Source organism: Micromonospora violae (assembly GCF_004217135.1).
GTDB lineage: Bacteria > Actinomycetota > Actinomycetes > Mycobacteriales > Micromonosporaceae > Micromonospora > Micromonospora violae.
Window position 1 is genome coordinate 5,452,437 of record NZ_SHKK01000001.1, and the last position, 23,451, is coordinate 5,475,887.

Here is a 23,451-nt window from a genome sequence, read left to right on the forward strand (position 1 = left end):
CGACGGCCGGGCATTCGTTACCGTAGGTGCCTCCGGGAGGGAGGACCTCCTGCGGCACCCTGGCGATCGAGGTTGCAGTGACGCTGTACGGCGAAAAGAGTCCACCCGCCGACGACCGGCCCACCGTGCAGGTCACCGCGGTCACCTGGCCGGATGATGGGTCCACGCCGGTCACGACAGCCGCTCCCGGCGAGCCGGACAACGGATCGCGCCGCCCACGTCGGGTGCGGGTGCTGCTCGCCGCCGGCATCACCGGTGGCGTCCTCGCCGCCGTGGCGGGTGCCGGCGCCTGGGCGTACGCCGGTGACGTTCCCCGTGGCACCAGCGTGCTCGGCACCGAGTTGGGCGGCCGGAGCCGCGCGGACGCCGATCGGGAGTTGCGGGCGGAGCTGGCCCGGCGGGCGGCGACGCTCGCCACGCCGCTGAAGGTCACCGTCGACGGGCGTACCGCCGAGATCAACCCCGCCGACGTGGGGCTCGCCGTCGACGTGCCGGCGACCGTCGCGGCAGCCGCTGAGGCCGACGCGCACCCGGTCAGCCGGCTGGTCGGCTCCCGCACCGTCCAGCCGGTGGTGACCCTCGACGAGGGCCGGTTGGACGAGGCGCTCCGTAAGGTGCTCGGCGACCAGGCCCAGGGCATGACGATGCCGGCGATCACCTATCAGGGCACCACGCCGAAGGTCGTCCAACCCAAACCCGGGTTGGCCTTGAATCCGCAGCGCTCCGCCGAGGTGGTCCGGGCCGGTTGGTTGGCCGGCGCGCCGGTCACCGTGCCCCTGGTGGAGACCCACCCGGCAACCACCCCGGAAGAGTTGGACCGGCTGGTCAGCGAGCTGGCGAAGCCCGCGGTCGCCGCGCCGGTGACCTTGCGCACCAGCAAGGGCTCGGTGAAGATCCCGCCCGCCGCGATCGCGAAGAGTCTGCGGTTCAACGCCGACAAGACCGGCAAGCTGACCCCCGCGGTGGACGTCAAGCGGCTGCGGACCGCGCTCGGCGACGGCCTGACCGCCATCGAGGTGCCGCCGAAGGACGCCACGATGACGATCTCCGGTGGCCGACCCACGGTCACCGAGGGACGGTCCGGGCAGCAGCTGGACACGGCGGCACTCAGTCGGGACCTGCTGGCCGTGCTCCCGAAGTCGGACGGCCGCGAGGTGACCGGTGAGCTGAAGCCGGCGCCGCCGCAGCTGACCGGGGAGAAGCTCGCCGGCCTGGGCATCAAGGAGCGGGTGTCCACCTTCACCACCCGGTTCACCGGCGGCATGGCCTCGTCGCGCAGCCAGAACATCGCGACCATCGCACGGAAGGTGGACGGCACGGTGGTGCTGCCCGGGAAGACGTTCTCGCTCAACGGGCACACGGGCGAACGCGGCTACGCCCAGGGCTACCGGGACGCACCCGTGATCCTCGACGGCAAGCTCGTGCCCGGTGTCGGCGGCGGCACCTCGCAGTTCACCACCACGCTGTTCAACGCGACCTACTACGCCGGCCTGGAGGACGTCGAGCACAAACCGCACTCGTACTGGTTCGACAGGTACCCGGCGGTCATCGAGTCGACCATCTTCTGGCCGAACCTGGACTTCAAGTTCCGCAACAACACCGAGTACGGCGTTCTCATCGACACGTCGTACACCTCCAGCACGATCACCGTGTCGATCTGGAGCACCAAGATCTACGACAGCGTGAAGACGGAGTACGGGCCGCGCCGCAACATCACGACGCCGAAGAAGATCCAGCTCGCTGCCGGCCCGTCGTGCATCGAGACCAACGGCATCAACGGCTTCACCCAGGACGCCTTCCGCGTCATCAAGAAGGGTGGCGTGGTCGTCAAGCGGGAGAAGTTCACCTGGCGCTACGACGCCGAGCCCCGCTACGTCTGCGGGCCGAAGACGCCCTGATCTCGCCGTCTGGCCCCATCGCCTCCGCCATACGTTTTCGCGGTGTCAGCCAAGCGTGAGCCACCGAATGCCAAGCTGTTCGACCTGCGCGGTCTCCGCCGCATCGAGCGGCTCGCGCCCGGTGACCTTGCGCAGGAAAGTGAGCTGGTCCCAGCCGAGTTCCAGCGTCGCCGTCATCTTGTCCGGGCCGAGCAGCAGCTCCAGCACCGCATCTGCGGCCTGCGGGGTCAGCCACGGCTCACGCCCCAGCGCTTCGGCCAGGTCCAAACCGTGGACGGCGACCTCGACCACCCGGGTGAGCAGGAATTGCGACAGGAGCATCGCATCCCCGTGACGAGTACGCACGACGCGGTCCTCGGACTCGGCACAGCACAGCCGATCCACCCGCTGCCAGGTCGCGGCGAAGTCGCCGGCGAGCGCGGCACCACTGGACTGCCCGGCCGCGTGGTCCTGGGCCAAGGCGATACGGGCCGTGTTGGTCTGCGGGGCGAAACGGTCGTCGGGCCGGTAGTACTCGACTGCGGACACCTCGGCCTTGTCCGGTGGCGGAGCATCCAGCATGCCCGGCAACCAGGCGATCACCACGCGTACATGGCCCAACAGTTCTCGCACGGACCATGGTTCGCAGCGCGTTGGAAGATCCCAGTCCGCCTCCGACAGGCCGGCAACCGCCCGGGACAGCGCCCCGGCTTCGAGACGAAAGGCTTCCAGCACCTGGCCATGACTCATGTTGATCAAGCTACCAACGGCTTCCAGTCAGCACACCAGAAGACAGGTCGATCAACCCGGGCCGCCGGGGAACGCAGGAAAGGCCACCCCAAATGGGGTGGCCTTTCCTGGAAGATTGTCCGGCGGCGTCCTACTCTCCCACACCCTCACGAGTGCAGTACCATCGGCGCTGGAGGGCTTAGCTTCCGGGTTCGGAATGTAACCGGGCGTTTCCCCTCCGCCATGACCGCCGTAACTCTATGAACATATCAAACAACCCCTCGGGCACACATCACGTGGGTGTTCGCTCGTTCAGAGTTGCACAGTGGACGCGTAGCAGCTTAGTAGTCAAGTCCTCGGCCTATTAGTACCGGTCAACTGAACCCGTTACCGGGCTTACATTTCCGGCCTATCAACCCAGTCGTCTAGCTGGGGGCCTTACCCCACCAAAGTGGGTGGGATACCTCATCTTGAAGCAGGCTTCCCGCTTAGATGCTTTCAGCGGTTATCCCTTCCGAACGTAGCTAACCAGCCGTGCCCTTGGCAGGACAACTGGCACACCAGAGGTTCGTCCGTCCCGGTCCTCTCGTACTAGGGACAGCCCTTCTCAAGTATCCTACGCGCACGGCGGATAGGGACCGAACTGTCTCACGACGTTCTAAACCCAGCTCGCGTACCGCTTTAATGGGCGAACAGCCCAACCCTTGGGACCTGCTACAGCCCCAGGATGCGACGAGCCGACATCGAGGTGCCAAACCATCCCGTCGATATGGACTCTTGGGGAAGATCAGCCTGTTATCCCCGGGGTACCTTTTATCCGTTGAGCGACACCGCTTCCACTCGCAAGTGCCGGATCACTAGTCCCGACTTTCGTCCCTGCTCGACCTGTCAGTCTCACAGTCAAGCTCCCTTGTGTACTTGCACTCAACACCTGATTGCCAACCAGGCTGAGGGAACCTTTGGGCGCCTCCGTTACCTTTTAGGAGGCAACCGCCCCAGTTAAACTACCCACCAGACACTGTCCCTGAACCGGATAACGGTCCGAAGTTAGATACCCAAATCAACCAGAGTGGTATTTCAAGATTGCCTCCACCCATACTGGCGTATGGACTTCACCGGCTCCCACCTATCCTACACAAGCTAATTCGAGTACCAATGTCAAGCTATAGTAAAGGTCCCGGGGTCTTTCCGTCCTGCCGCGCGTAACGAGCATCTTTACTCGTACTGCAATTTCGCCGGGCCTGTGGTTGAGACAGTGGGGAAGTCGTTACGCCATTCGTGCAGGTCGGAACTTACCCGACAAGGAATTTCGCTACCTTAGGATGGTTATAGTTACCACCGCCGTTTACTGGCGCTTAAGTTCTCCGCTTCGCCCCGAAGAGCTAACAGGTCCCCTTAACGTTCCAGCACCGGGCAGGCGTCAGTCCATATACATCGAATTACTTCTTCGCATGGACCTGTGTTTTTAGTAAACAGTCGCTTCCCCCTGCTCTCTGCGGCCATACAACGCTCCACCCGCGCGGGGCTTCACGTCTCCGGCCCCCCTTCTCCCTAAGTTACGGGGGCAATTTGCCGAGTTCCTTAACCACAGTTCGCCCGATCGCCTCGGTATTCTCTACCTGACCACCTGTGTCGGTTTGGGGTACGGGCCGCTAAGAACTCGCTAGAGGCTTTTCTCGGCAGCATAGGATCACTGACTTCACCTGAATCGGCTCGGCATCACGTCTCAGCCTTCATGTGGTGCGGATTTGCCTACACCACGGCCTACACGCTTACCCCGGCACAACCACCGGCCGGGCTCAGCTACCTTCCTGCGTCACCCCATCGCTTGACTACTACCCGCCAGGTTCCCACGCTCCCCACCCTCAACCCGAAGGTCTTGGATGGTTTGGGTGGTTAGCACAACGAGGTTCATCAGGGACGCTCTTTCGCGGGTACGGGAATATCAACCCGTTGTCCATCGACTACGCCTCTCGGCCTCGCCTTAGGTCCCGACTCACCCAGGGCGGATTAGCCTGGCCCTGGAACCCTTGGTCATCCGGCGGAAGGGTTTCTCACCCTTCTTTCGCTACTCATGCCTGCATTCTCACTCGTGCCGCGTCCACAACTGGGTCACCCCGCTGCTTCACTCGCGGCACGACGCTCCCCTACCCATCCACACACCTGCACAAGGAATCACGTCCAAGCGAGGATAAAATGTGAATGCCACAGCTTCGGCGGTGTGCTTGAGCCCCGCTACATTGTCGGCGCGGAACCACTTGACCAGTGAGCTATTACGCACTCTTTAAAGGGTGGCTGCTTCTAAGCCAACCTCCTGGTTGTCTATGCGACCCCACATCCTTTTCCACTTAGCACACGCTTAGGGGCCTTAGCTGGTGATCTGGGCTGTTTCCCTCTCGACTACGAAGCTTATCCCCCGCAGTCTCACTGCCGCGCTCTCACTTACCGGCATTCGGAGTTTGGCTGATTTCGGTAAGCTTGTGGGCCCCCTAGACCATCCAGTGCTCTACCTCCGGCAAGAAACACGCGACGCTGCACCTAAATGCATTTCGGGGAGAACCAGCTATCACGGAGTTTGATTGGCCTTTCACCCCTAACCACAGGTCATCCCCCAATTTTTCAACATTGGTGGGTTCGGCCCTCCACGCGGTCTTACCCGCGCTTCAGCCTGCCCATGGCTAGATCACTCCGCTTCGGGTCTAGGACACGCGACTGAATCGCCCTATTCAGACTCGCTTTCGCTACGGCTCCCCCACACGGGTTAACCTCGCCACATGCCACTAACTCGCAGGCTCATTCTTCAAAAGGCACGCCGTCACCCCGCAAGGCTCCGACGGATTGTAGGCGAACGGTTTCAGGTACTATTTCACTCCCCTCCCGGGGTACTTTTCACCATTCCCTCACGGTACTCGTCCGCTATCGGTCACCAGGAAGTATTTAGGCTTACCAGGTGGTCCTGGCAGATTCACGGCAGATTTCAGGGGTCCGCCGCTACTCGGGAACACCCACAGAAGGTCAGCAACTTTCACCTACCGGACTCTCACCGTCTACGGTCAGCCATTCCAGACTGTTCGACTAGCCACTGACTTTGTAACTTCTCGAGTGCATGTCAGTACACTCAGCAGGGTCCCACAACCCCGACCACGCAACCCCTGACAGGTATCACACGCAGCCGGTTTAGCCTCAATCCGCTTTCGCTCGCCACTACTCACGGAATCACTAAATTGTTTTCTCTTCCTACGGGTACTGAGATGTTTCACTTCCCCGCGTTCCCTCCACACACCCTATGTGTTCAGGTGTGGGTGACACCACATGACTGGTGCCAGGTTTCCCCATTCGGACACCCTGGGATCACAGCTTGGTTGACAGCTCCCCCAGGCCTATCGCGGCCTCCCACGTCCTTCATCGGCTCCTGGTGCCAAGGCATCCACCGTTCGCCCTTGACAACTTGACCACAAAGATGCTCGCGTCCACTGTGCAATTCTCAACAAACGACCAACCCACAACCCCAACAGCCCCACACCAAACCCAACAAACAGTTGGCGGTATGCGAGGCCAGGCCATGCCTGGCAGACTCCCAGCCCCCACACAGGAGGCTGGCCAAGTCTCTGAAACAACAACCACTGGTTGTTCTTTCAGGACCCAACAGGGTGCTTACATCCCCCCTCAGCCGCACCAGGGCTTCGTTCCCACCACCCCGAAGAGCAGCTGTACTAGAAGGAACCCGGCCGTTGCCGAGGAAAAACTTGCCAGTGTCTCCGCCATCTGAGCACCCCACCACCACATTCGGGCAGCGCGGGCTCCTTACCGACTTTCGTCGGAAGGTGCTCCTTAGAAAGGAGGTGATCCAGCCGCACCTTCCGGTACGGCTACCTTGTTACGACTTCGTCCCAATCGCCAGCCCCACCTTCGACGGCTCCCTCCACAAGGGTTGGGCCACCGGCTTCGGGTGTTGCCGACTTTCGTGACGTGACGGGCGGTGTGTACAAGGCCCGGGAACGTATTCACCGCAGCGTTGCTGATCTGCGATTACTAGCGACTCCGACTTCACGGGGTCGAGTTGCAGACCCCGATCCGAACTGAGACCGGCTTTTTGGGATTCGCTCCACCTCACGGTATCGCAGCCCATTGTACCGGCCATTGTAGCATGCGTGAAGCCCTGGACATAAGGGGCATGATGACTTGACGTCATCCCCACCTTCCTCCGAGTTGACCCCGGCAGTCTTCGATGAGTCCCCGCCATAACGCGCTGGCAACATCGAACGAGGGTTGCGCTCGTTGCGGGACTTAACCCAACATCTCACGACACGAGCTGACGACAGCCATGCACCACCTGTGACCGCCCCCGAAGGACCCCCCATCTCTGGAGGTTTTGCGGCCATGTCAAACCCAGGTAAGGTTCTTCGCGTTGCATCGAATTAATCCGCATGCTCCGCCGCTTGTGCGGGCCCCCGTCAATTCCTTTGAGTTTTAGCCTTGCGGCCGTACTCCCCAGGCGGGGCGCTTAATGCGTTAGCTGCGGCACAGGGAACCGGAGAGGCCCCCCACACCTAGCGCCCAACGTTTACAGCGTGGACTACCAGGGTATCTAATCCTGTTCGCTCCCCACGCTTTCGCTCCTCAGCGTCAGTATCGGCCCAGAGACCCGCCTTCGCCACCGGTGTTCCTCCTGATATCTGCGCATTTCACCGCTACACCAGGAATTCCAGTCTCCCCTACCGAACTCTAGCCTGCCCGTATCGACCGCAGGCTTGGGGTTGAGCCCCAAGTTTTCACGGTCGACGCGACAAGCCGCCTACGAGCTCTTTACGCCCAATAAATCCGGACAACGCTCGCACCCTACGTCTTACCGCGGCTGCTGGCACGTAGTTGGCCGGTGCTTCTTCTGCAGGTACCGTCACTCTCGCTTCGTCCCTGCTGAAAGAGGTTTACAACCCGAAGGCCGTCATCCCTCACGCGGCGTCGCTGCATCAGGCTTCCGCCCATTGTGCAATATTCCCCACTGCTGCCTCCCGTAGGAGTCTGGGCCGTGTCTCAGTCCCAGTGTGGCCGGTCGCCCTCTCAGGCCGGCTACCCGTCGTCGCCTTGGTAGGCCATCACCCCACCAACAAGCTGATAGGCCGCGAGCCCATCCCAAGCCGAAAAACTTTCCACCACCAGCCATGCGACCAGCAGTAATATTCGGTATTAGCCCCCGTTTCCGAGGGTTATCCCAAAGCTTGGGGCAGGTTGCTCACGTGTTACTCACCCGTTCGCCGCTCGAGTACCCCGAAGGGCCTTTCCGCTCGACTTGCATGTGTTAAGCACGCCGCCAGCGTTCGTCCTGAGCCAGGATCAAACTCTCCAACAAAAAATTGGAAAACAATCCTGACAACAAACAAATTGTTGCCAAAGGAATCCCAACCAGCCAAACCGAAGCCTGACCAGTCCGGGGTATAAATCATAATTGGCACTGGCTTTACAAGCACCCTGTTGAGTTCTCAAAGAACAACCACACACCGATCAAAGCACCACACACAGCGGCACCCATCCCGGGGCTTTTCGTTCCGCGCCCCCGTCGCTCTCGCGCCGGGCACTTTTACTACGTTACCTTACCGTCTGCGCTGTGTCAAACCGTGTGTCCCGGTCTGTCATGCTTCGTACGGGTCAGCGCCGGCGCACTCACGCAGCAGCGAACCGCTGCGTCAGGTCGTCGGATTCGGCAAGCCGGCCGCTGCGGTTTCCCGCAGTCTCGCCCGGTGCCCTGCCGGTCGTGAACCTTACCCGGTCGGCTTCGCCGCACCAAATCCGCCTCGCGGCCGATCCGGCAAGCCCCGCCCGGACCGTGTCTCGTAGGAGTGAACCCCTACTTGACCCGGTTGCCATCCCGTTCCGGTGCTCTAGGACCTTCGTCCCGTTTGCCCCGTTCCGCGCTGGCAGAGAGAAAGTTACGCGTCTGCGGGTTTGATCGTCAAATCCACGGGTAGCGGCGCGCGTCACACTCGCCCGCCCGAGGAGTTTCCCCAGGTCAGCGGCTTGCGGGCGCGACGGTGGACACGGCGCTGCCCGCAGGGCGCGGGTCGTCGTACCCCGGAAAGGCCCCGATCCTCCGGGCCAGCGCCGACGATCAGGACGTCTTGCGCCGTCGGGCGGCGAGCCAGGCCCGGACGCCGAGCGCGCCGGCGGTGGTGCCGATCGCCAGCGACGCGGCGATCAGGAGCGCGTGTACCCACAGAAAGCTGGTAGCCGCGCCGTCGGCCACTGTGCCGGACTGCCAGGACCGCGGGTCCTGCCAGATCGCCACCGCGAACCTGGGCCAGATCACCCAGGTCCAGACGCCGACTCCGACCAGGAAGAGGCTCCACCCTCGCGACAGCACCATGGCAGCCGAGTATGCCAGCGCCCCTGCTCACCAGGCCGGCGCTGCGAACGCACCGCTGCTACCTCTCCCCACCCCGCGGCCTCCCGCGGGTAATCTGAGGCCGTGGTCCGGACGGGCAGCTGCGCAGCCGAGGCGGTCGACCTGGTCGACGGCTTCTTCCTCGGTGCCGTGCCCGTGACCCCTCCCAGCTCCGGCGATGGCCGGGAGCAACTTCTGAACGTCCTCCGTGCCGGTGGCCTGCGGTTCCGCGCCGGCGCGCGATGGCGGACGGCTCGCTGAGTCGATCCCGCTGAACCGACAGGGCTGAGCCAGCCCTGCTCGGCGCGCGCCCACGCGTCACCCACCTTCGGATACGAGAGGCACCACCATGTCCGTCGCACGCATGCTCACCGGCGACCGGCCCACCGGCCGCCTGCATCTCGGCCACTACGTCGGCAGCATCGCCAATCGGGTACGGCTGCACCGGAGCTACGAGAGCTTCTTCATCATCGCCGACCTGCACATGCTCACCACTCGCAACCGCCGGGAGGACATCGACCAGGTCTCCAGTAACGCCCGCGAGATGGTGACCGACATTCTCGCCGCCGGAGTCGACCCGGATCGGGCCACCTTCTACCTCCAGTCGGCCATTCCCGAGGTCGGTGACCTCAACACCCTCCTGCAGAACCTGGTGACCGTCCCCCGGCTGGAACGGGTGCCCTCACTCAAGGACATGGCCCGCGACGCGGGCAAGGAGGAGATGCCGTACGGGCTGCTGGGTTATCCGGTCCTCCAGGCCGCGGACATCCTCTGCGTCAAGGGGGAGGTGGTCCCGGTCGGCCGGGACAACGCCGCACACGTCGAGGTGACCAGGGAGATCGCCCGTCGTTTCAATTACCTGTACGGACCCGTCTTCCCGGTGCCCGAGTTGATCCCAGCGGACACGCCGAGCCTGGTGGGCACCGACGGCGCCGCCAAGATGAGCAAGAGCCGGGGCAACTCGATCGCGCTCTCCGACGACGCGGCGACGGTGCGTCGCAAGGTGCTCGGCATGTACACCGACCCGAACCGGGTGCGGGCCGACGTGCCGGGCACGGTGGAGGGCAACCCGGTCTTCGCGTACCACGAGATTTTCAATCCGGACCGCGACGAGGTCGCCGACCTGGCCCAGCGTTACCGGGCGGGTCGGGTGGGCGACGTGGAGGTCAAGGAGCGGCTGGTCGTCGCGTTGGAGGGGTTCCTGGCGCCGATCCGGCAGCGTCGGGCCGAGATCGAAGCCGACCGGGTCTGGTCGACCGGCTGATCGTCGAGGGCACGGAACGGACCCGCCAGGAGGTACGCCAGACCGTGCTCGAGGTACGCCGGGCGATGGGGCTGACCGGCGCGTACCAGCAGGTGCGGCGCCGGGCTGAGCGGAGCCGCACGAACCGTCGACCGATATAGAGCAGAATGCGAGAATGAGGGGGATTCTCGGCTTCCAACCGGTGCCGGCGGAGGTGACGCACCGGACCACCATGTTCGAGATCTTCTTCGACCTGGTCTTCGTCTTCGCCCTCACCCGGGTCATCACGTTCATGGCGGGCTCGTCGGGCGCGCTCACCCTGGCCCAGGGGCTGCTCCTCCTGCTGCTGCTGCTCTACTCCTGGGCGCCGTACATCTGGGTGGGAAACCTGGTCCGGCCGGACGTCGGTCCGGTCCGCGCCGCCACCCTGGTCGCGATGGCGGCGGTCTTCGTGGCCGCGCTGGTGTTGCCGGACGCGTGGCGGCAGAGCCCGGAGCTGTTCGACGCGCCGCTGACTCTCGCGCTGGCCTACGTGGTCGGCCGGGCCGTGCAGCTGGTGATTCTGTTCTGGGCGAGCGCGACGAACCCGGCGCTGCGCTCGACGCTGCGGTTCTTCGCCGTGCCCGTGGTGTTGGGCTGGGTTCCGCTGATCATCGGCGCCCTCCTCGGTGATACGGCCCAGACCGTGCTCTGGACGGTCGCGCTGCTGCTGGACATCGGCGGTGCCCGGATCGCGTCCACCTTCCGGCCGTGGCGACTGCGCAGCGTGGACCACTTCACCGAACGGTTCGGTCTGGTGCTCATCATCGCGCTCGGGGAGTCCCTGATCTCGGCCGGCGCGGGCCCGAGGACGATGGCGCCGGTCGGCTCCGCCCTGCTGGCCGCGCTGCTCGGTCTCACCAGCACGGTGTGCCTGTGGTGGCTGTACTTCGATCGGCTGGCGCCCGCCGCCCGGGAGGCCGTCGGCAACCTGCCGGCTGACCGACAGGCCAACGTGGCGGGCGACGCGTACGGCCTCGGGCACGCCACGCTGATCATCGGCGCCATCTACGTCGCGCTCGGCATCGAGGAGGTGATCGCCCAGCTCACCGAGGAGTCGGCGCACTCCGGCCGGCTGGGCTGGGAGGCCGCGACGGCGCTCTACGGCGGCACCGCCCTCTATCTGCTCAGCAGGCTGGTGTTCCGGCGGCTGACCATTCGCGTGGTGTACCGGGCGCAGGTCGTCGCCGCGCTGCTGCCGCTGCCCCTGCTGCCGATCGGCCGGTCCCTGCCGCCGCTGGCGGCGCTCACCCTGCTGACCGCCTTCCTGATCGGGGTGACCTGGTTCGAACGACGGACGGACCACCGCGACGAACGACGGACGTCGGCGCAGTCGGGCCGCCGGTGAGCGGTAGCCTTCCCGGGTGAGTCTGCCGCTGCCTCCCGGGCCGTTCGCCGCGTACCTGTTCGACTGCGACGGCACCATCGTCGACTCGATGCCGCTGCACTACCTGGCCTGGCAGCGGGCCCTTCAGGAGTGGGGCTGCGAGTTCCCCGAGGACCTCTTCTACGCCTGGGGTGGACGGCCCACCGCCGACATCATCGTCGCGCTCAACGAGCAGCAGGGTCTGTCCATGCCGGTGGCGACCGTCGTCGAGCGGCGGGAGAGCTACTACCAGGAGTTGTTGCCGCAGCTCGCGGCCGTGCCCGAGGTTCTGGCGCACATCCACGACGCGCACCGGCGGGTCCCGTTCGCCGTCGTCTCCGGCAGCACCCGCGCGTCGGTCACCGCCTCCCTGAGCGCGCTGGGCCTGCTGGACCGGTTCGACGTGCTGGTCTGCGCCGACGACTACACCCGGGCCAAGCCCGACCCGGAGGCGTTCCTGCTCGCGGCGGAGCAGCTCGGCGTACCCGCGGAGTCCTGCCTGGTCTTCGAGGACACCGACCTGGGCATTCAGGCGGCGACGGCGGCCGGCATGGCATCGGTACGGGTGCCGCAGCAGCGCACGCCCTGAGGTGTCAGGCCACGGTCAGCAGGAGCTTGCCGGCGTAGGACGTCTGTAGGCGCTGGTGCGCCTCCCGCACCTTGCCCAGTGGGAACGTCTGCGCGACGTGCACCACGAACGGCCCCGCCTCGATGAGTTCGTTGAGGCGCTGTAGCTGTCGGGGGCTCGATTCGCCGTCGTACGCGCGGACCGTGACGCCCGGCCGCTCCTGCGGCTCCGGCCGCACCCCGTGGGCGAACGCGACCACACCGCCGTCGACCAGCACCTCGGTGAGCTGGTCCAGCGTTCCGCCGCCGGCCATCGCCAGGATGGCGTCCACCCCGCCCGGCGCCGCGTCCCGGATCCGGGCCAACACCTCGGTCAGGTCGCCGTGGCCGTCGAGGGACACGTCGGCTCCGAGCCGGGTCACCAGCGCGACGCCGTCCGCCCCGGACGCCACGGCGATCACGTTCAGCCCCTGCCGCTTCGCCAACTGCACGGCCAGGTGGCCCTGACCGCCGCTCGCACCGAAGATCAGCAGCCAGGCGCCGGCCGACAGGCTGAGCGCGTCGAGCCCGGCCAGCGCGGTCAGCGCATCGGTGGGCATGGCACCGGCGTGCTCGGGGGGCACGCCGTCGGGCACCTTCGCCGCGTACTCCGCCTTGACCGACGCGTACTCGGCGTAGAGGCCGCCCTTCGGCCGGGTGGTGGCGGAGACGTAGACCAGGTCGCCCACCGCCAGGTTGGTCACCTTGCCGCCGGTTGCGATGACGGTTCCGGCACCGTCGGAGCCGGGCACGATCGGGAGCGTCGAGCCCTCCGGCACCAGCACACCCTCGCGCTCGTACGCGTCCCACACCCCGACGCCTGCGCTCCACACTTTGATCAACACCTCGTCGTCGGCGACCTCCGGGATCGGCAGCTTCCGCAGAGTGATCACCTCCGGACCACCGAACCCGTCAAAGGCCGCGGCCTGCATCCGCTCTGGCACATCCCCGTCAACCATGTGGATTCCCTCTCCGCGCCGGCGTCACCGTCGCAGCATGCCGGCTGGGCGGCAGCCGTGGCCCGGAGCTGAACGTCGTTCACCCACAAGGACGAACGCCGCCGCTCGGCGGCCCCCGCCGGGCGTAGCCGGGGCGGGCACGGGAATGTCCGCGTACCGCGCCGGGATGGGTGCGCTGGCCGCAGGATCGACGGAAGGGGCATCGTGCACGCGCCGTCGACGCGGGCCACGGCCTGGCTCCTGGTTGCCCTCGCCGCGGCCTCCGGCTTCATCGACGTAATCTGCCTGACCAGGCTCAACGGCTACTTCGCCAGTGTGATCACCGGCAACCTGGTGCACTTCGGCCACGCGCTCGCCACGGCCAACGCCCGCTCGCTCGCGGGGGCGGTGGTGGCGGTGGGCGGGTACGCGGTGGGCGTGGCCGCCGCCACGGTGCCGTTGCGCCACACCCCGCCGGGGTGGAACCGCCGTACCGCGGTGGTGACGTCCGCCGAGGCGGCGCTGCTGCTCGGCTTCACGGTGGGCTGGTTGGCCTGCTCGGCGCGTCCGGGTTACGGCTTCGGGCTCGTGCTGCTGGCGATGGCCGCCGTGTCGAGCGGCATCCAGAGCGTGATCACCGTGGCTACCGGCATACGGGGTGCGTCGACCACCTACCTGACCGGCTCGCTGACCGAGCTGGTCCGGCGGCGCGTCGTCGACCCGCACCGGTTCGCCGACGTGGGTGGCGTCGGCCGGCTGGCGGGGCTGGTGGTGGGCGCCGTGCTCGGCACGGTGCTGCTGCGTACGGCCCCAAGCTGGGCATCCGTGCCGGCGGCGGTGCTGGTGGTCGTCGTGATCGCGTTCGCGATCAGTCTGACCCAGCGGGCGAGAACCGCCGCCGGCCGAAGCCAGCCGAGGTGACCGGGGCGGCGATCAGGAGGTCTGCGGCTCCGGGCCACGAAGCGCCTGCTCGACGGCGTCGCGTACGCGGGCGTCCTCGCGTGCCTTGCGCTGCGTCTGGTTACGACGCCGGTAGAGGTACGCCCCGACGAGCGCGGCGATCAGCACGACGAGCGCCAGCGCCAGTGTCCAGGGCAGGGCCCAGCCGTGCGCGGTGACCTCGACCGGCTTGAGCGGGGTGGTGGAGCCCGAGGCGTCGGTGAGCAGGGGGGTCAGCGTCGCGGTCGCGGCCAGCGAGATGGTGGGAGCCACCCCGTGTAGCGGCACCGACACGTCCCAGCTCTCGCCCGGAAGCAGCTCCGGCGGCGCGGCCACGTCCGCGGCCCGTACCCGCAGCAGGCCGAACGGGCCGGAGACCGTCACCGCCTGGTTTCCGGACAGGGCGGCGTTGCCGACGTTGTGGATCGTGTAGCTGATGGTGGCGTCGCCCTTGCTGAACGGATTGGTCGGTCCGGCGTATTTCACGTGCAGGTTCTCGATAGCGAGGTTCGGCTTCAGCTCGCCGCCGACCCGCATCTTGATCCGGATGCCGAGCCGCCGGTCGACGTTGATCCCCTCAGCCTGGTCGGTCTGGGTCAGCGTGGTGAGGATGCCGCCGACGTAGTCACCGGGCGTGGCGTTCTCCGGAACGCTGACCGTGAAGGGGACCTGGGCGGTCTTTCCGGGCTGGATCACGACGCTGCCGGCGTTCGGCTTCACCCAGGCGCCGATCGCGATCGACTTCTTGTCCTTGGGGAGCAGGTCGAGCTGGCCGGCGTCGGTGGTGAAGCCGTCGGCCGCGTACACGGCGAGGGTCAGCGGCGCCGGGCCACGGTTGGCCACGACCATGGCGTCCTCGACGGCACCACCCGGGTTGACGTTGTAGCTGTAGCTGGACCGGGCCTCGCCGTAGCTGTTGGAGGCCGTCCGGACCGTCCAGACGACGTTACCGTCCGCAGCGTGGGCGGGACCGGTACCGACACCGACGGCCGCGACGACGGCGAGCAGGGACAGTGCGGTCGTACGGAGGAGTGCGGCGGGCGTGGTCTTCCAGCGCGTTACGGACGGGTACATGTCGGTTCCTTGAGGTGATCTTGGAAGGTGGCAAATGGGTGGCGGGGTAGGCACCCGAAGGTGCCTACCCCGCCCGGTGGAACTGTTCGATCAGCTGCTGAGCGCGGTGATCGTGAGGGTGGTGCGGTAGTTGCCCTTGGCGATGCTGTCCGGGATCTTCAGGTCCAGGTCAGCGCCGAGCTTGGCGCCGCCACGCGGGTGACCCTGCGCGGCCGCGGCGAGGGCGCTGGAGACCGAGAGGCCCTTGCCCTGGTCGTCGTAGGACGACAGGACCGGGGCACCGGCCTCGGCGCCCGCACCGGCGTCGAGCACGTACGGGTTCCAGCCGAGGTAGGAGCCGGAGAAGGTCTTGTCGGCGTCGGTGAAGTCGCCGACGTTGGCCGAGATCGACCACGGGGCGAGCGAGCGGCGGCTGTCCGACACGAGGATCGGGTTGATCTTGCCGTTGGCCTGGAAGTAGGTGCCGTTGCGCTCCTGCGCGGTACCCAGGTCGACCAGACCGTTGTAGCCGTCGATCGTCCAGCCGAACTCGCCCGGAGCCGGGTTCGGCACGTTGACCTGGATGGCCTGACCGTCACCGTGGTACGGGTGGATCGTGGTGCTGTCCACGATCGAGCCAACCGGCTGCCCCTCGGCGGTGTTGGTGCAGGACAGACCCTTCTCGACGGCCGCGTTCGGCGCCGCGCAGGTGCCGCTGCGGATGTTCTGGAGCACCAGCTTGTCGGCCTTGACCTGCACCTTGACGTAGCTGCGGACGTGCTCCTGGTTCTGCACCGAGTTGAACCAGTAGTTGTTCGGGTTCAGCGGGTCCGGGCCGAGGCCCGTGACGCCGGTGCCGGTGTTGTCCGGCTTCTTGATGTCGTAGTACTTCGAGCCCGAGGCCGAGTTCGCCGTCACGTAGATGACGCCGCCCGGGCCGGGGAACACGTCGGCAGCGCCCGGCTTCTCAGCCGCGTTCTCCTTCTGGCCGTTCTTGATGGAGTAGCTGCGGGTGTAGACGTGGTCGTGACCCTGCAGCACCATGTCGATGCCGAGGTCGGAGAAGGCCGTCGTGAAGTCCTTGCGCCGCTCCTTGTTGTCCGAGTCGGTCGCGTGGCTGGCCGCCGAGTAGATGGAGTGGTGGTAGACCAGCACCTTCCACTTGGCCTCGGAGCCGTGCTTCTTGACGACGTCGGTGACGTAGGCGACGTGCGCCGCGTCGCCGCCGCTGGCGGAGCCGTCCGCCGGGTTGACGTAGCTGTTGCTGTTCAGGTCGATGAACAGCACGTCCTTGTAGATGTACCAGTAGTCGCCGCCGGAGCGGGTGGCCTGGTCCCCGGTGTAGTACTGGGCCGAACGGTCGGTGTTCGGGGTGAAGTGGTGCTGCTCCCAGGACTTGCCGCCGACGTCGTGGTTACCGATGGTGGCCGCCGTCGGGTACTGCCGCAGCTGCTCCGGGGAGAGGTACGCGTCCCACTGAGCCTCGTTGTTCGCGGACTCGACGTGGTCACCGGCGGAGACCAGCATCTCGGTGTCCGGGTTCGCCGCGGTGGCGACCCGCAGCGTCTCGGCCCAACCGGCCTGGTCCTTCGCGACGTCGCCGGAGGATCCGATCTGCGGGTCACCGAAGAACAGGAAGTTGTAGTCGCCCTCGAAGTCCTGCGTCTTGAAGGCGTACGCCGGGGACCAGTTGCCCTCGGAGCCGACCCGGTACGAGTACGCCGTGTTCTCACGCAGGTTGCTGATCGTGGCGTGCCGGTTGAACCCGGTGGTGGAGGTGTTCGCCCCACCGACAGCGTCGAAGCTGATGGCGCTGGCCGGGAACTCGCCGTTGACGATCTCGGCGGTCGGGGCGAGCTGGATCTTCTGCGCGGTGTCGGCGGAGGAGTACCAGGTGACGATGCGCTGGGTCTCGTTGGCGCCGACGCCGAGGACCACACCGGTGATCGTGGTGGACTCGGCCGCGCTCGCGCTGGCCATCAGGCCACTACCGAGGGCCGCGCCCATGCCCAGGAAGCCGGCTGCGACCCCGGCGACCAGGCGCCGCCGCACGAGCGCGGAGGCCCGTGTCGAGCTGCTCAATGTCATCGACATTGTTCCCTTTTCAAATAGAGAAGTGGATTGTGCCTTCACCCGACGCCGGGGAAGCGATTACACGCTTTCGCCGCCCGGTGAACCGATCATGAACGTGATCTTGCGAAAGACACACGTCGCGAACTACTTAGCGTTGCTCATGATCCGAAAATGCGCTGGACGAACCAGATCAAACCCATAATGGACACGCCGGCGGAAACGGCCCCGGTCGCCCAGAGCCCGGCTTTCGGCGCGCGACGGCGCAGCACGAACAGCAGCGGGAAGACAACCGCGATAATCGTCAACTGAACGACTTCGATGCCGATGTTGAACACCAGCAGCGACCACAGCAGGGTCCACGACCACGCCTCGTCGATGCCCAGTGCGCCCGCGAAGCCCAGACCGTGCACGAGCCCGAAGCAGAACACCACACCGAGGCGGATCCAGCCGGCCCGGTCCAGGCTGAGATGACCGTCCCCGGCCGTCTCCAGGTCGGTCGCGTGCTCACCGCGCCGCCAGATCCCCCACAGGTGCCAACCAGCGACGACGGCGATCGACAGCGCGATGATCGGTTCCACGATCACCCCCGGCACCTCGACGAGGCCGAGCGCGGCGAGCATGAACGTCACCGAGTGCGCCAGGGTGAAGCTGGTGGCCGCGAGCACGATCTCCCGGAGCCGCCGCGACCCGGCGATGAGCGCCAGCAGGAACAGAATGTGGTCGATCCCGCCCAGCAGATGCTCGGCGCCCAGGAGGAAGAACTCGCCGAACCGCTGGTACCACGCCTGCGCGGTGGAGAAGGACGGGTTGGCGGCGTCGAGTGCCGCACTGCCTGAGCGGCCGTCGATCTCGTAGGTGACGATCGTCTTCGTGCCCTTGACGTAGTCCTCGTCATCGGGGAAGAGGCTGCTGCGCACCACGTGCTCGTCGACCCGCTCGGGGCAGGTCCAGTCCAGTTGCAGGTTCGCGTACGGCACGCCGTCACGCTCGCTGATCGTCGCGTCGCCCACCTGCGTCGGCTGGCAGGCCGTATCCCGCGAGGTCACCGAGAAACGGTCGGAGACGTACTTGAGGACCGTCGACGCGTGACTCTTCAGCGCGGCGGCCTGGGCCGCGGGGTCACCCGCCTCGAAAGCGGCGGTTCCGGCCTGGAAGAGCGGATCATCGTGGCCGGCATCCGCGGCGGAAACGATGAGGAGGTCGTATTCGAGCTCCAACCCCGTCCGAATGTGACCCTCATCTCCCGCCGCGATTTTCGCGTACACAGTCGATGAGAAGCCGTGCGCGGACGCCGGTTCGGCGGCCAGAAACGGAACAACCGCTGCGGCGAAACCGACAGCGGCGACGATAACGGTACGGCGGATGCGGCCTGACATTCGACTCCCTCAGTTGGCCAGTGCACGTTGCATGTCGTGGGTGAACAGCAACCCGCGCACCGGCGAACCGCCGGAGAACAAAACCGCCGAACGGCCGCCCACCGATCGCCGGCGACCGGAATTGAGATAGGAATACGAAGACGTACGCGCACCCACCGCCACCACCCGGAGGACGATCACCTTGCGCCCCCCGCTTCGGGCCGTTGCCATGCTGGCCGCGACCGCCGCGCTGGTCACTGCCTGTAGCTCCAGCAATGATTGGTCGGAGCCACATCCGGCGCCCAGCGCCATCGGCTCGCTCGGCCCAGGTTTCGTCGACCCCTCGACGAAACCCGCGCCGGAGGCGACCATCACGCCGCAGCCCGGCTCGTGGGCCGGCGTCCACCCGCCGAAGGACTACCGGGTCGTCCTGCTGACCAGCGGCGACGACAACCCGACCAAGGCCCTCGTGACGGCGGTCAAGGAGTGGGCGGACGACGAGCACGTCGACCTCCGGACGATCACCGTCGGCGGCGCGCAGGACGCCGTTCCCAGCATCAGCAAGGCGATGGAGATGGGCCCGGATCTCATCGTCAGCGCCGGCAACGACCTCATCGACGCGCTCGCGTTGGTCACCCCGAACCACCTGGACGAGAAGTTCCTCGTGGTCGGCGCGGAACTGGCCGAGCCCACCCACAACGTCACCGCAGTCGACTGGGACGGCGCGTCGTTCCGTGGTGAAGGGCTCGGCATGTCCTCGACGTACGACCCGAACTCGTTCACCCCGGACCGCTGCGCGGCGGCGATCCGGGCCGGCGTGGCCGCGGTGCTCAACGACCTGACCGGGATCGTGGTCTGGCTCTGACATCGAAGGGCTGCCGCAGGGATACCCCGGTCGCCGCATCCGTTCGGATGATCTTCCCGCCGGAAAGACGAGCTGCGATCGATTGGTCCGCCGTGCGATCCTCTACCGATTGATCATGATCGGGACCGGTAGTGGAGGCAGGGTTTGGGTACCGCTTCGCGTATTCACCGACGGATGGTGTCGCTGGGCGTCGCCGTGACGCTCGTCTGCGGCGCGGCGGTGGGGCTCACCTCCGCCACCGCCAGCGCGGCGGCGAGCGCACCGACCGACCTCAAGACCGCCGGTAGTCCCTGCGCCGGCGCCGCCCCCGGGCCGTACCTGAGCCCGCAGCGCCTCAACATGGCCGGGGCCGTCTCGCTACAGGGCACCCACAGCGGTACGCCCCGGAGCGGACGGCAGGCGGACTTCCAGGTGTGGGACGTCACCGACCCGGCACGACCGCAGCAGTGGCTCGTCGAGATGGGCGAGGAGAGCAACACCGTCTACGTCCAACTCGAGGACGAGTCGCGGCAGCTCGACGGCGTCACGTACGCCTGGCGGGTGCGTGTCCTCGACGGCGCGGACGCGTCGCCGTGGAGCAACACGTGCCACTTCACCGTCGACCGCGATGGGGGCGAGGCACCCACGGTCACCTCGACCGTTTACCCCGTCAGCAGTTGGGGCGGCACCGGCGCGATCGGTGTCCCCGGCACGTTCACCCTGACCTCGGCCTCCGCCGACACCGTCAGCTACCTGTACGAGTTCTACTCGGCTGAACTGCCCGACGAGTACCAGGAATCCAGTGTGGACGCCGTCGGGCTCGGGGGGCCGGCGGTCGTCACGTTCACGCCCAAGGCTGCCACTTCCCACTCACTGACGGTCTATGCCGTGGACCGCGCGGGAAACAGGTCCGAGCGGACGACTCACCCGTTCTACGTCAAGGAGACCCGACCGGAGGTCTTCTCCGCCGCGTACCCGGAGTCGATGCCCAACCAGGACTACAACGTCGGCGTACCGGGTGCGTTCGACTTCCGGGCCACGGTCGCCGGCACGGCGTCCTTCGCGTGGCGGATCGACGAGGGCGGACCGTCCGGCACCGTGCCGGCGGATGCCAACGGGAAGGCGACGGCGATGATCGCCCCGACCCGTGGCGGCCGGCAGACCCTGTACGTCCACAGCGTCACCCAGGACGGCACCGCGCACGCCCCGCGCGCCTACTCCTTCACCGTGGACAACGCCCCGGTCCTCACCGGTGACACGGGTGGGGAGGTGACGATCGGCTCCTCGCTCACCATCCACCTCGCTCCGCGCGCGCCGCAGGTGGTGGAGTACCTGTACTGGCCGGAATACTCGGGCCTGGACGAGCGGCCGGTGGTGACGACCACGGTCCCGGCCCGCTCGGACGGCAGCGCCGACCTCGTCTGGACCGCCACCGAGACCCGCGTCGACGGTCTGCGGATCCAGAGCCGGAGCGCGGACGGCACCCTGTCCACCCCCCGCTGGCTGAACGTCTCGGTCGACGGGGCGAGGCCGACGGTGACCCGCACCGGCAGCACCGCGGCCGGCACCTCGTCCACCTTCACCGCGCACAGCGGGATGGCGAACATCGCTGAGTACGTGGCGACGCTCAACGGCGACGACAGCACGCAACAGGTGCTCCGTCCGGCTGCCGACGGCAAGGTCACCTTCAGCTTCCACACGATGGTGATCGGCCACAACTACGTCAGCGTCATCGCCCGTAACGCCGCCGCGGTGCAGACGGATGAGGGCACCCAAGTCTGGACGACGACGGACGAGCCGCAGGTCAGTTCCGTCGACTTCCCGGAGAACGGCAGCGGCCGACTCGCCACCGGCACGTTCACCTTCAGCTCGTACCTGCCCGACACGGTCGGCTACCGGTATTCGATGAACAGCGGGCCGGACGTGACCATCCCCGCCCGCGCCGACGGCACCGCGCAGGTGACCTGGACGCCGACGGCCGAGGGCGCCCACCGCCTGCGGGTCCTGCGGATCAAAGCCGACAACAGTTGGTCCCGGACGTTCATGGACTACCGGTTCGCGGTCGCCAACGCTGTCACCACTGTCGCATCCGTCGCTCCGGGCACCGTGCCGTCCGGCGACCTGAGAACGATCACCATTCACGGCACCCAACTGCACCAGGACGACAAGGTCGAGGTGAGCCCCTACCGCACGGTGCCGATCCGGGCCTGGGTGAAGACGGTCTCGCCGGACCGCAGGACGCTTACCGCCGAGGTGGATCTCAGCCACGCAGTGCTCGGGCCGGCCACCCTGACCCTGCACCCGTACGGAACGCTCAAACCGGTGGTCCTGGCCAACGCGTTCACGATCGGCCCGCCCCCCGCACTGCAGTCGGTCAAGCCACCCACCATCAGCGGAACGGTGGCGGCCGGTGGCACCGTCACGGCGACCCCGGGCGAATGGACGCCCAGCGCGGAACACTACTGGTACCAGTGGTCGGCGAACGGCGTCGAGATCTGGAACGCGAACGACTCGACGTTCACGATCCCGGTGGCGCTGCTCGGGCAGCGGCTGACGGTCTCGGTCAAGGCCAGCCGGGACCGCTACACCTCGACCACCGTCACCTCGGCCGCCGTCTCGGTCGACCGGATGATTCGGCTCCCGCACCGGCCGAAGTTCGACCCGGACAAGCCGTGGTCGACACCGCGACTTCCCCCGACCTGACCGGGCCGACAGCGAACCCGGCCGGCCCCGCGCTCAGCGCGGGGCCGGCCCTCGGTCCTCGAACTCGTACGTGGTGGTGAGGCCCTCCGGCAGGTCGGGGACCAGGGCGTTGGTGCCGTCCACGACCTGGACGTAACGCTTCCCCTGGAAGATCGAGTAACTGCCGTCCGGCACCTGATCGATCCGGAAGAGCTGCGTCGAGGCGGCGGCATCACACGCCCGACCGCGTACGCTGCCCGGCGCGGCGTCGTGCACGACGGTCATGCAGACCGCGTTGGCACCGGACGCCAGCAGGATCCGGTACCTGTCGCCCTCGGGGCGCAGCACCCACAGCGCCCGATCGTCGATGCCCTGTTCGGTGGTGGCCCGCACCTGATCGCCGTCGCGGTCGATCGCCAGGGTGGCCCCGCGCATACCGGGCAGCACGATCTGGACCTGCCGCCGGCCGGCGAGGATGTCCTGCGGTCCCGCCGAGGCGGTCGCGGACGGGACCACGGACGGCGCGATCTGGCTGGCCGGACCGACGCCCGATGTGTCGACGCCCGGCGTGTCGACGACGCTGCGGGCCCGCACCAGAGTGGCGCCGGCGGTGATGGCCACCACGGCCAGCCCCGCTGCCCCGATGGCCGCCCGACGCCGCCGACGCCGGTCGCTGCGGCGGCGCAACGTCTGTGCCCCCGGCAGCGTGGTGACGCGCCGGACCTCGGCCACGATCGCGGTGAGATCATCGCGCGGATCAGCCATGGGAGGTCTCCTCCTGATGCGCATCGGTCAGCAGCCCGGCCATCGCTCTCCGACCACGGGCGAGGTACGTCTTCACGGTTCCGACCGGGGCCTGCATCTCGGCTGCCACCTCCGCGACGCTGAGATCGTTGAGGTGGTGCAGCACGACGGCCCGCCGCTCGTTGGGGCTGAGCCGTTGCAACGCCTGCAACAGGGCGACGTGGTCCTCGTTCAGGCCGGGTACGCCCTGGTCGACGGCGGCCCGGCGGTGTGCGCGTACCCGGTTGAACGCCTTGCGCCAGCTGCTCACCGCGATCCGGGAGGCGACCCGGCGGACCCACGCCTCCGGACTGTCCGTCTCCCGTACCGTCCTCCATCGCTGCCAGGCCCGCATGAACGCCTCGGCGACGGCGTCCTCGGCCTCGGCGCGGTTGCCGGTGAGCGCGTACACGTGACCCACGACCCGACCGGCGCAGGCCGCGTAGAGGGCGTCGAACTCTTCCGCGTCACGCATCGGACCGGTGCCCTCCAACGCCTCGTCCCCTGGTCACCGCCGCATGGAACTCGCCCGGGGGGACCGGTCG

16 protein-coding genes, 3 rRNA genes and 1 pseudogene are annotated in these 23,451 nt (G+C 67.0%); 8 read left to right on the forward strand and 12 right to left on the reverse strand.

The window, feature by feature from the left end; translation table 11 throughout:
• Positions 1 to 77: 77 nt before the first annotated feature.
• Positions 78 to 1,898 (forward strand): VanW family protein, encoded by a 1,821-nt coding sequence (locus EV382_RS24470; protein ID WP_130405552.1) that lies wholly within the window; start codon positions 78 to 80, stop codon positions 1,896 to 1,898.
• A gap of 45 nt (positions 1,899 to 1,943) precedes the next feature.
• Here the strand turns inward: EV382_RS24470 and EV382_RS24475 are convergent, their stop codons facing one another.
• The 5 genes from EV382_RS24475 to EV382_RS24495 form a co-directional block, all read right to left on the reverse strand.
• Positions 1,944 to 2,627 (reverse strand): maleylpyruvate isomerase N-terminal domain-containing protein, encoded by a 684-nt coding sequence (locus tag EV382_RS24475; protein ID WP_130405554.1) that lies wholly within the window; start codon positions 2,625 to 2,627, stop codon positions 1,944 to 1,946.
• 117 nt (positions 2,628 to 2,744) lie between these two features.
• Positions 2,745 to 2,861 (reverse strand): 5S ribosomal RNA (rrf, locus tag EV382_RS24480).
• Between the two features lie 89 nt (positions 2,862 to 2,950).
• A 23S ribosomal RNA gene (locus tag EV382_RS24485) occupies positions 2,951 to 6,060 on the reverse strand.
• A gap of 381 nt (positions 6,061 to 6,441) precedes the next feature.
• Positions 6,442 to 7,956, reverse strand: a 16S ribosomal RNA gene (locus EV382_RS24490).
• Together the 16S, 23S and 5S rRNA genes form the textbook arrangement of a ribosomal RNA operon.
• A gap of 756 nt (positions 7,957 to 8,712) precedes the next feature.
• A complete protein-coding gene (locus EV382_RS24495; protein ID WP_130405556.1) occupies positions 8,713 to 8,967 on the reverse strand; it encodes an SCO4848 family membrane protein in 255 nt (84 codons plus the stop codon).
• A gap of 102 nt (positions 8,968 to 9,069) precedes the next feature.
• Here EV382_RS24495 and EV382_RS32900 point away from each other — a divergent pair, with 102 nt between their 5' ends.
• The 4 genes and pseudogenes from EV382_RS32900 (at position 9,070) to EV382_RS24510 (ending at position 12,222) form a co-directional block, all read left to right on the forward strand.
• A complete protein-coding gene (locus tag EV382_RS32900) occupies positions 9,070 to 9,246 on the forward strand; it encodes a hypothetical protein (protein ID WP_165435853.1) in 177 nt (58 codons plus the stop codon).
• An 88-nt stretch (positions 9,247 to 9,334) separates the two neighbouring features.
• A pseudogene (gene trpS, locus EV382_RS24500) lies at positions 9,335 to 10,389 on the forward strand (tryptophan--tRNA ligase).
• A gap of 14 nt (positions 10,390 to 10,403) precedes the next feature.
• Positions 10,404 to 11,615, forward strand: a complete 1,212-nt coding sequence (locus EV382_RS24505) for a low temperature requirement protein A (RefSeq protein WP_130405558.1) — start codon at positions 10,404 to 10,406, stop codon at positions 11,613 to 11,615.
• Positions 11,616 to 11,631: 16 nt separating this feature from the next.
• Positions 11,632 to 12,222, forward strand: coding sequence for an HAD family hydrolase (locus tag EV382_RS24510; protein ID WP_130405560.1), 591 nt, complete (start codon positions 11,632 to 11,634; stop codon positions 12,220 to 12,222).
• A 4-nt stretch (positions 12,223 to 12,226) separates the two neighbouring features.
• Here EV382_RS24510 and EV382_RS24515 read toward each other — a convergent pair whose 3' ends face one another.
• Complete coding sequence (locus EV382_RS24515; RefSeq protein ID WP_208758491.1) at positions 12,227 to 13,198, reverse strand: NADP-dependent oxidoreductase; 972 nt, start codon at positions 13,196 to 13,198, stop codon at positions 12,227 to 12,229.
• 204 nt (positions 13,199 to 13,402) lie between these two features.
• On the opposite strand from EV382_RS24515, the gene EV382_RS24520 reads away from it, so the two are divergent.
• Entirely contained in the window at positions 13,403 to 14,098 is a 696-nt protein-coding gene (locus tag EV382_RS24520) for a YoaK family protein (RefSeq protein ID WP_244236804.1), read from the forward strand.
• Positions 14,099 to 14,110: 12 nt separating this feature from the next.
• Here EV382_RS24520 and EV382_RS24525 read toward each other — a convergent pair whose 3' ends face one another.
• The 4 genes from EV382_RS24525 to EV382_RS32905 all read right to left on the reverse strand — a co-directional run bounded on the left by EV382_RS24525 (position 14,111) and on the right by EV382_RS32905 (position 18,798).
• Entirely contained in the window at positions 14,111 to 15,190 is a 1,080-nt protein-coding gene (locus EV382_RS24525) for a COG1361 family protein (protein ID WP_130405564.1), read from the reverse strand.
• 90 nt (positions 15,191 to 15,280) lie between these two features.
• Entirely contained in the window at positions 15,281 to 17,257 is a 1,977-nt protein-coding gene (locus EV382_RS24530; RefSeq protein ID WP_130405566.1) for a purple acid phosphatase family protein, read from the reverse strand.
• 143 nt (positions 17,258 to 17,400) lie between these two features.
• Entirely contained in the window at positions 17,401 to 18,459 is a 1,059-nt protein-coding gene (locus EV382_RS24535) for a HupE/UreJ family protein (protein WP_244236805.1), read from the reverse strand.
• A gap of 168 nt (positions 18,460 to 18,627) precedes the next feature.
• On the reverse strand, positions 18,628 to 18,798 hold the full coding sequence (locus EV382_RS32905) for a hypothetical protein (protein WP_165435854.1): 171 nt from the start codon (positions 18,796 to 18,798) through the stop codon (positions 18,628 to 18,630).
• 1 nt (position 18,799) lies between these two features.
• On the opposite strand from EV382_RS32905, the gene EV382_RS24540 reads away from it, so the two are divergent.
• Both EV382_RS24540 and EV382_RS24545 read left to right on the forward strand, forming a co-directional pair.
• A complete protein-coding gene (locus tag EV382_RS24540) occupies positions 18,800 to 19,462 on the forward strand; it encodes a type 1 periplasmic-binding domain-containing protein (protein WP_130405570.1) in 663 nt (220 codons plus the stop codon).
• Between the two features lie 174 nt (positions 19,463 to 19,636).
• On the forward strand, positions 19,637 to 22,144 hold the full coding sequence (locus tag EV382_RS24545; RefSeq protein WP_130405572.1) for a hypothetical protein: 2,508 nt from the start codon (positions 19,637 to 19,639) through the stop codon (positions 22,142 to 22,144).
• Between the two features lie 33 nt (positions 22,145 to 22,177).
• Here the strand turns inward: EV382_RS24545 and EV382_RS24550 are convergent, their stop codons facing one another.
• Both EV382_RS24550 and EV382_RS24555 read right to left on the reverse strand, forming a co-directional pair.
• A complete protein-coding gene (locus EV382_RS24550) occupies positions 22,178 to 22,888 on the reverse strand; it encodes a hypothetical protein (protein ID WP_130405574.1) in 711 nt (236 codons plus the stop codon).
• Positions 22,881 to 23,381 carry a sigma-70 family RNA polymerase sigma factor gene (locus EV382_RS24555; protein WP_130405576.1) on the reverse strand — a complete coding sequence of 167 codons (501 nt, stop codon included), beginning with the start codon at positions 23,379 to 23,381 and terminating at the stop codon, positions 22,881 to 22,883. Before EV382_RS24555 ends, EV382_RS24550 begins: the two co-directional genes overlap by 8 nt.
• Between the last annotated feature and the right edge of the window lie 70 nt (positions 23,382 to 23,451).

What these genes read in the sequence shown, in the direction of transcription:
- EV382_RS24475 (WP_130405554.1), bottom strand. Translation starts at nt 2,627, where the DNA reads ATGAGTCATGGCCAGGTGCTGGAAGCCTTTCGTCTCGAAGCCGGGGCG.
- EV382_RS24495 (WP_130405556.1), bottom strand. Translation starts at nt 8,967, where the DNA reads ATGGTGCTGTCGCGAGGGTGGAGCCTCTTCCTGGTCGGAGTCGGCGTC.
- EV382_RS24505 (WP_130405558.1), top strand. Translation starts at nt 10,404, where the DNA reads ATGAGGGGGATTCTCGGCTTCCAACCGGTGCCGGCGGAGGTGACGCAC.
- EV382_RS24515 (WP_208758491.1), bottom strand. Translation starts at nt 13,198, where the DNA reads ATGGTTGACGGGGATGTGCCAGAGCGGATGCAGGCCGCGGCCTTTGAC.
- EV382_RS24525 (WP_130405564.1), bottom strand. Translation starts at nt 15,190, where the DNA reads ATGTACCCGTCCGTAACGCGCTGGAAGACCACGCCCGCCGCACTCCTC.
- EV382_RS24530 (WP_130405566.1), bottom strand. Translation starts at nt 17,257, where the DNA reads ATGACATTGAGCAGCTCGACACGGGCCTCCGCGCTCGTGCGGCGGCGC.
- EV382_RS24545 (WP_130405572.1), top strand. Translation starts at nt 19,637, where the DNA reads ATGGTGTCGCTGGGCGTCGCCGTGACGCTCGTCTGCGGCGCGGCGGTG.
- EV382_RS24550 (WP_130405574.1), bottom strand. Translation starts at nt 22,888, where the DNA reads ATGGCTGATCCGCGCGATGATCTCACCGCGATCGTGGCCGAGGTCCGG.
- EV382_RS24555 (WP_130405576.1), bottom strand. Translation starts at nt 23,381, where the DNA reads ATGCGTGACGCGGAAGAGTTCGACGCCCTCTACGCGGCCTGCGCCGGT.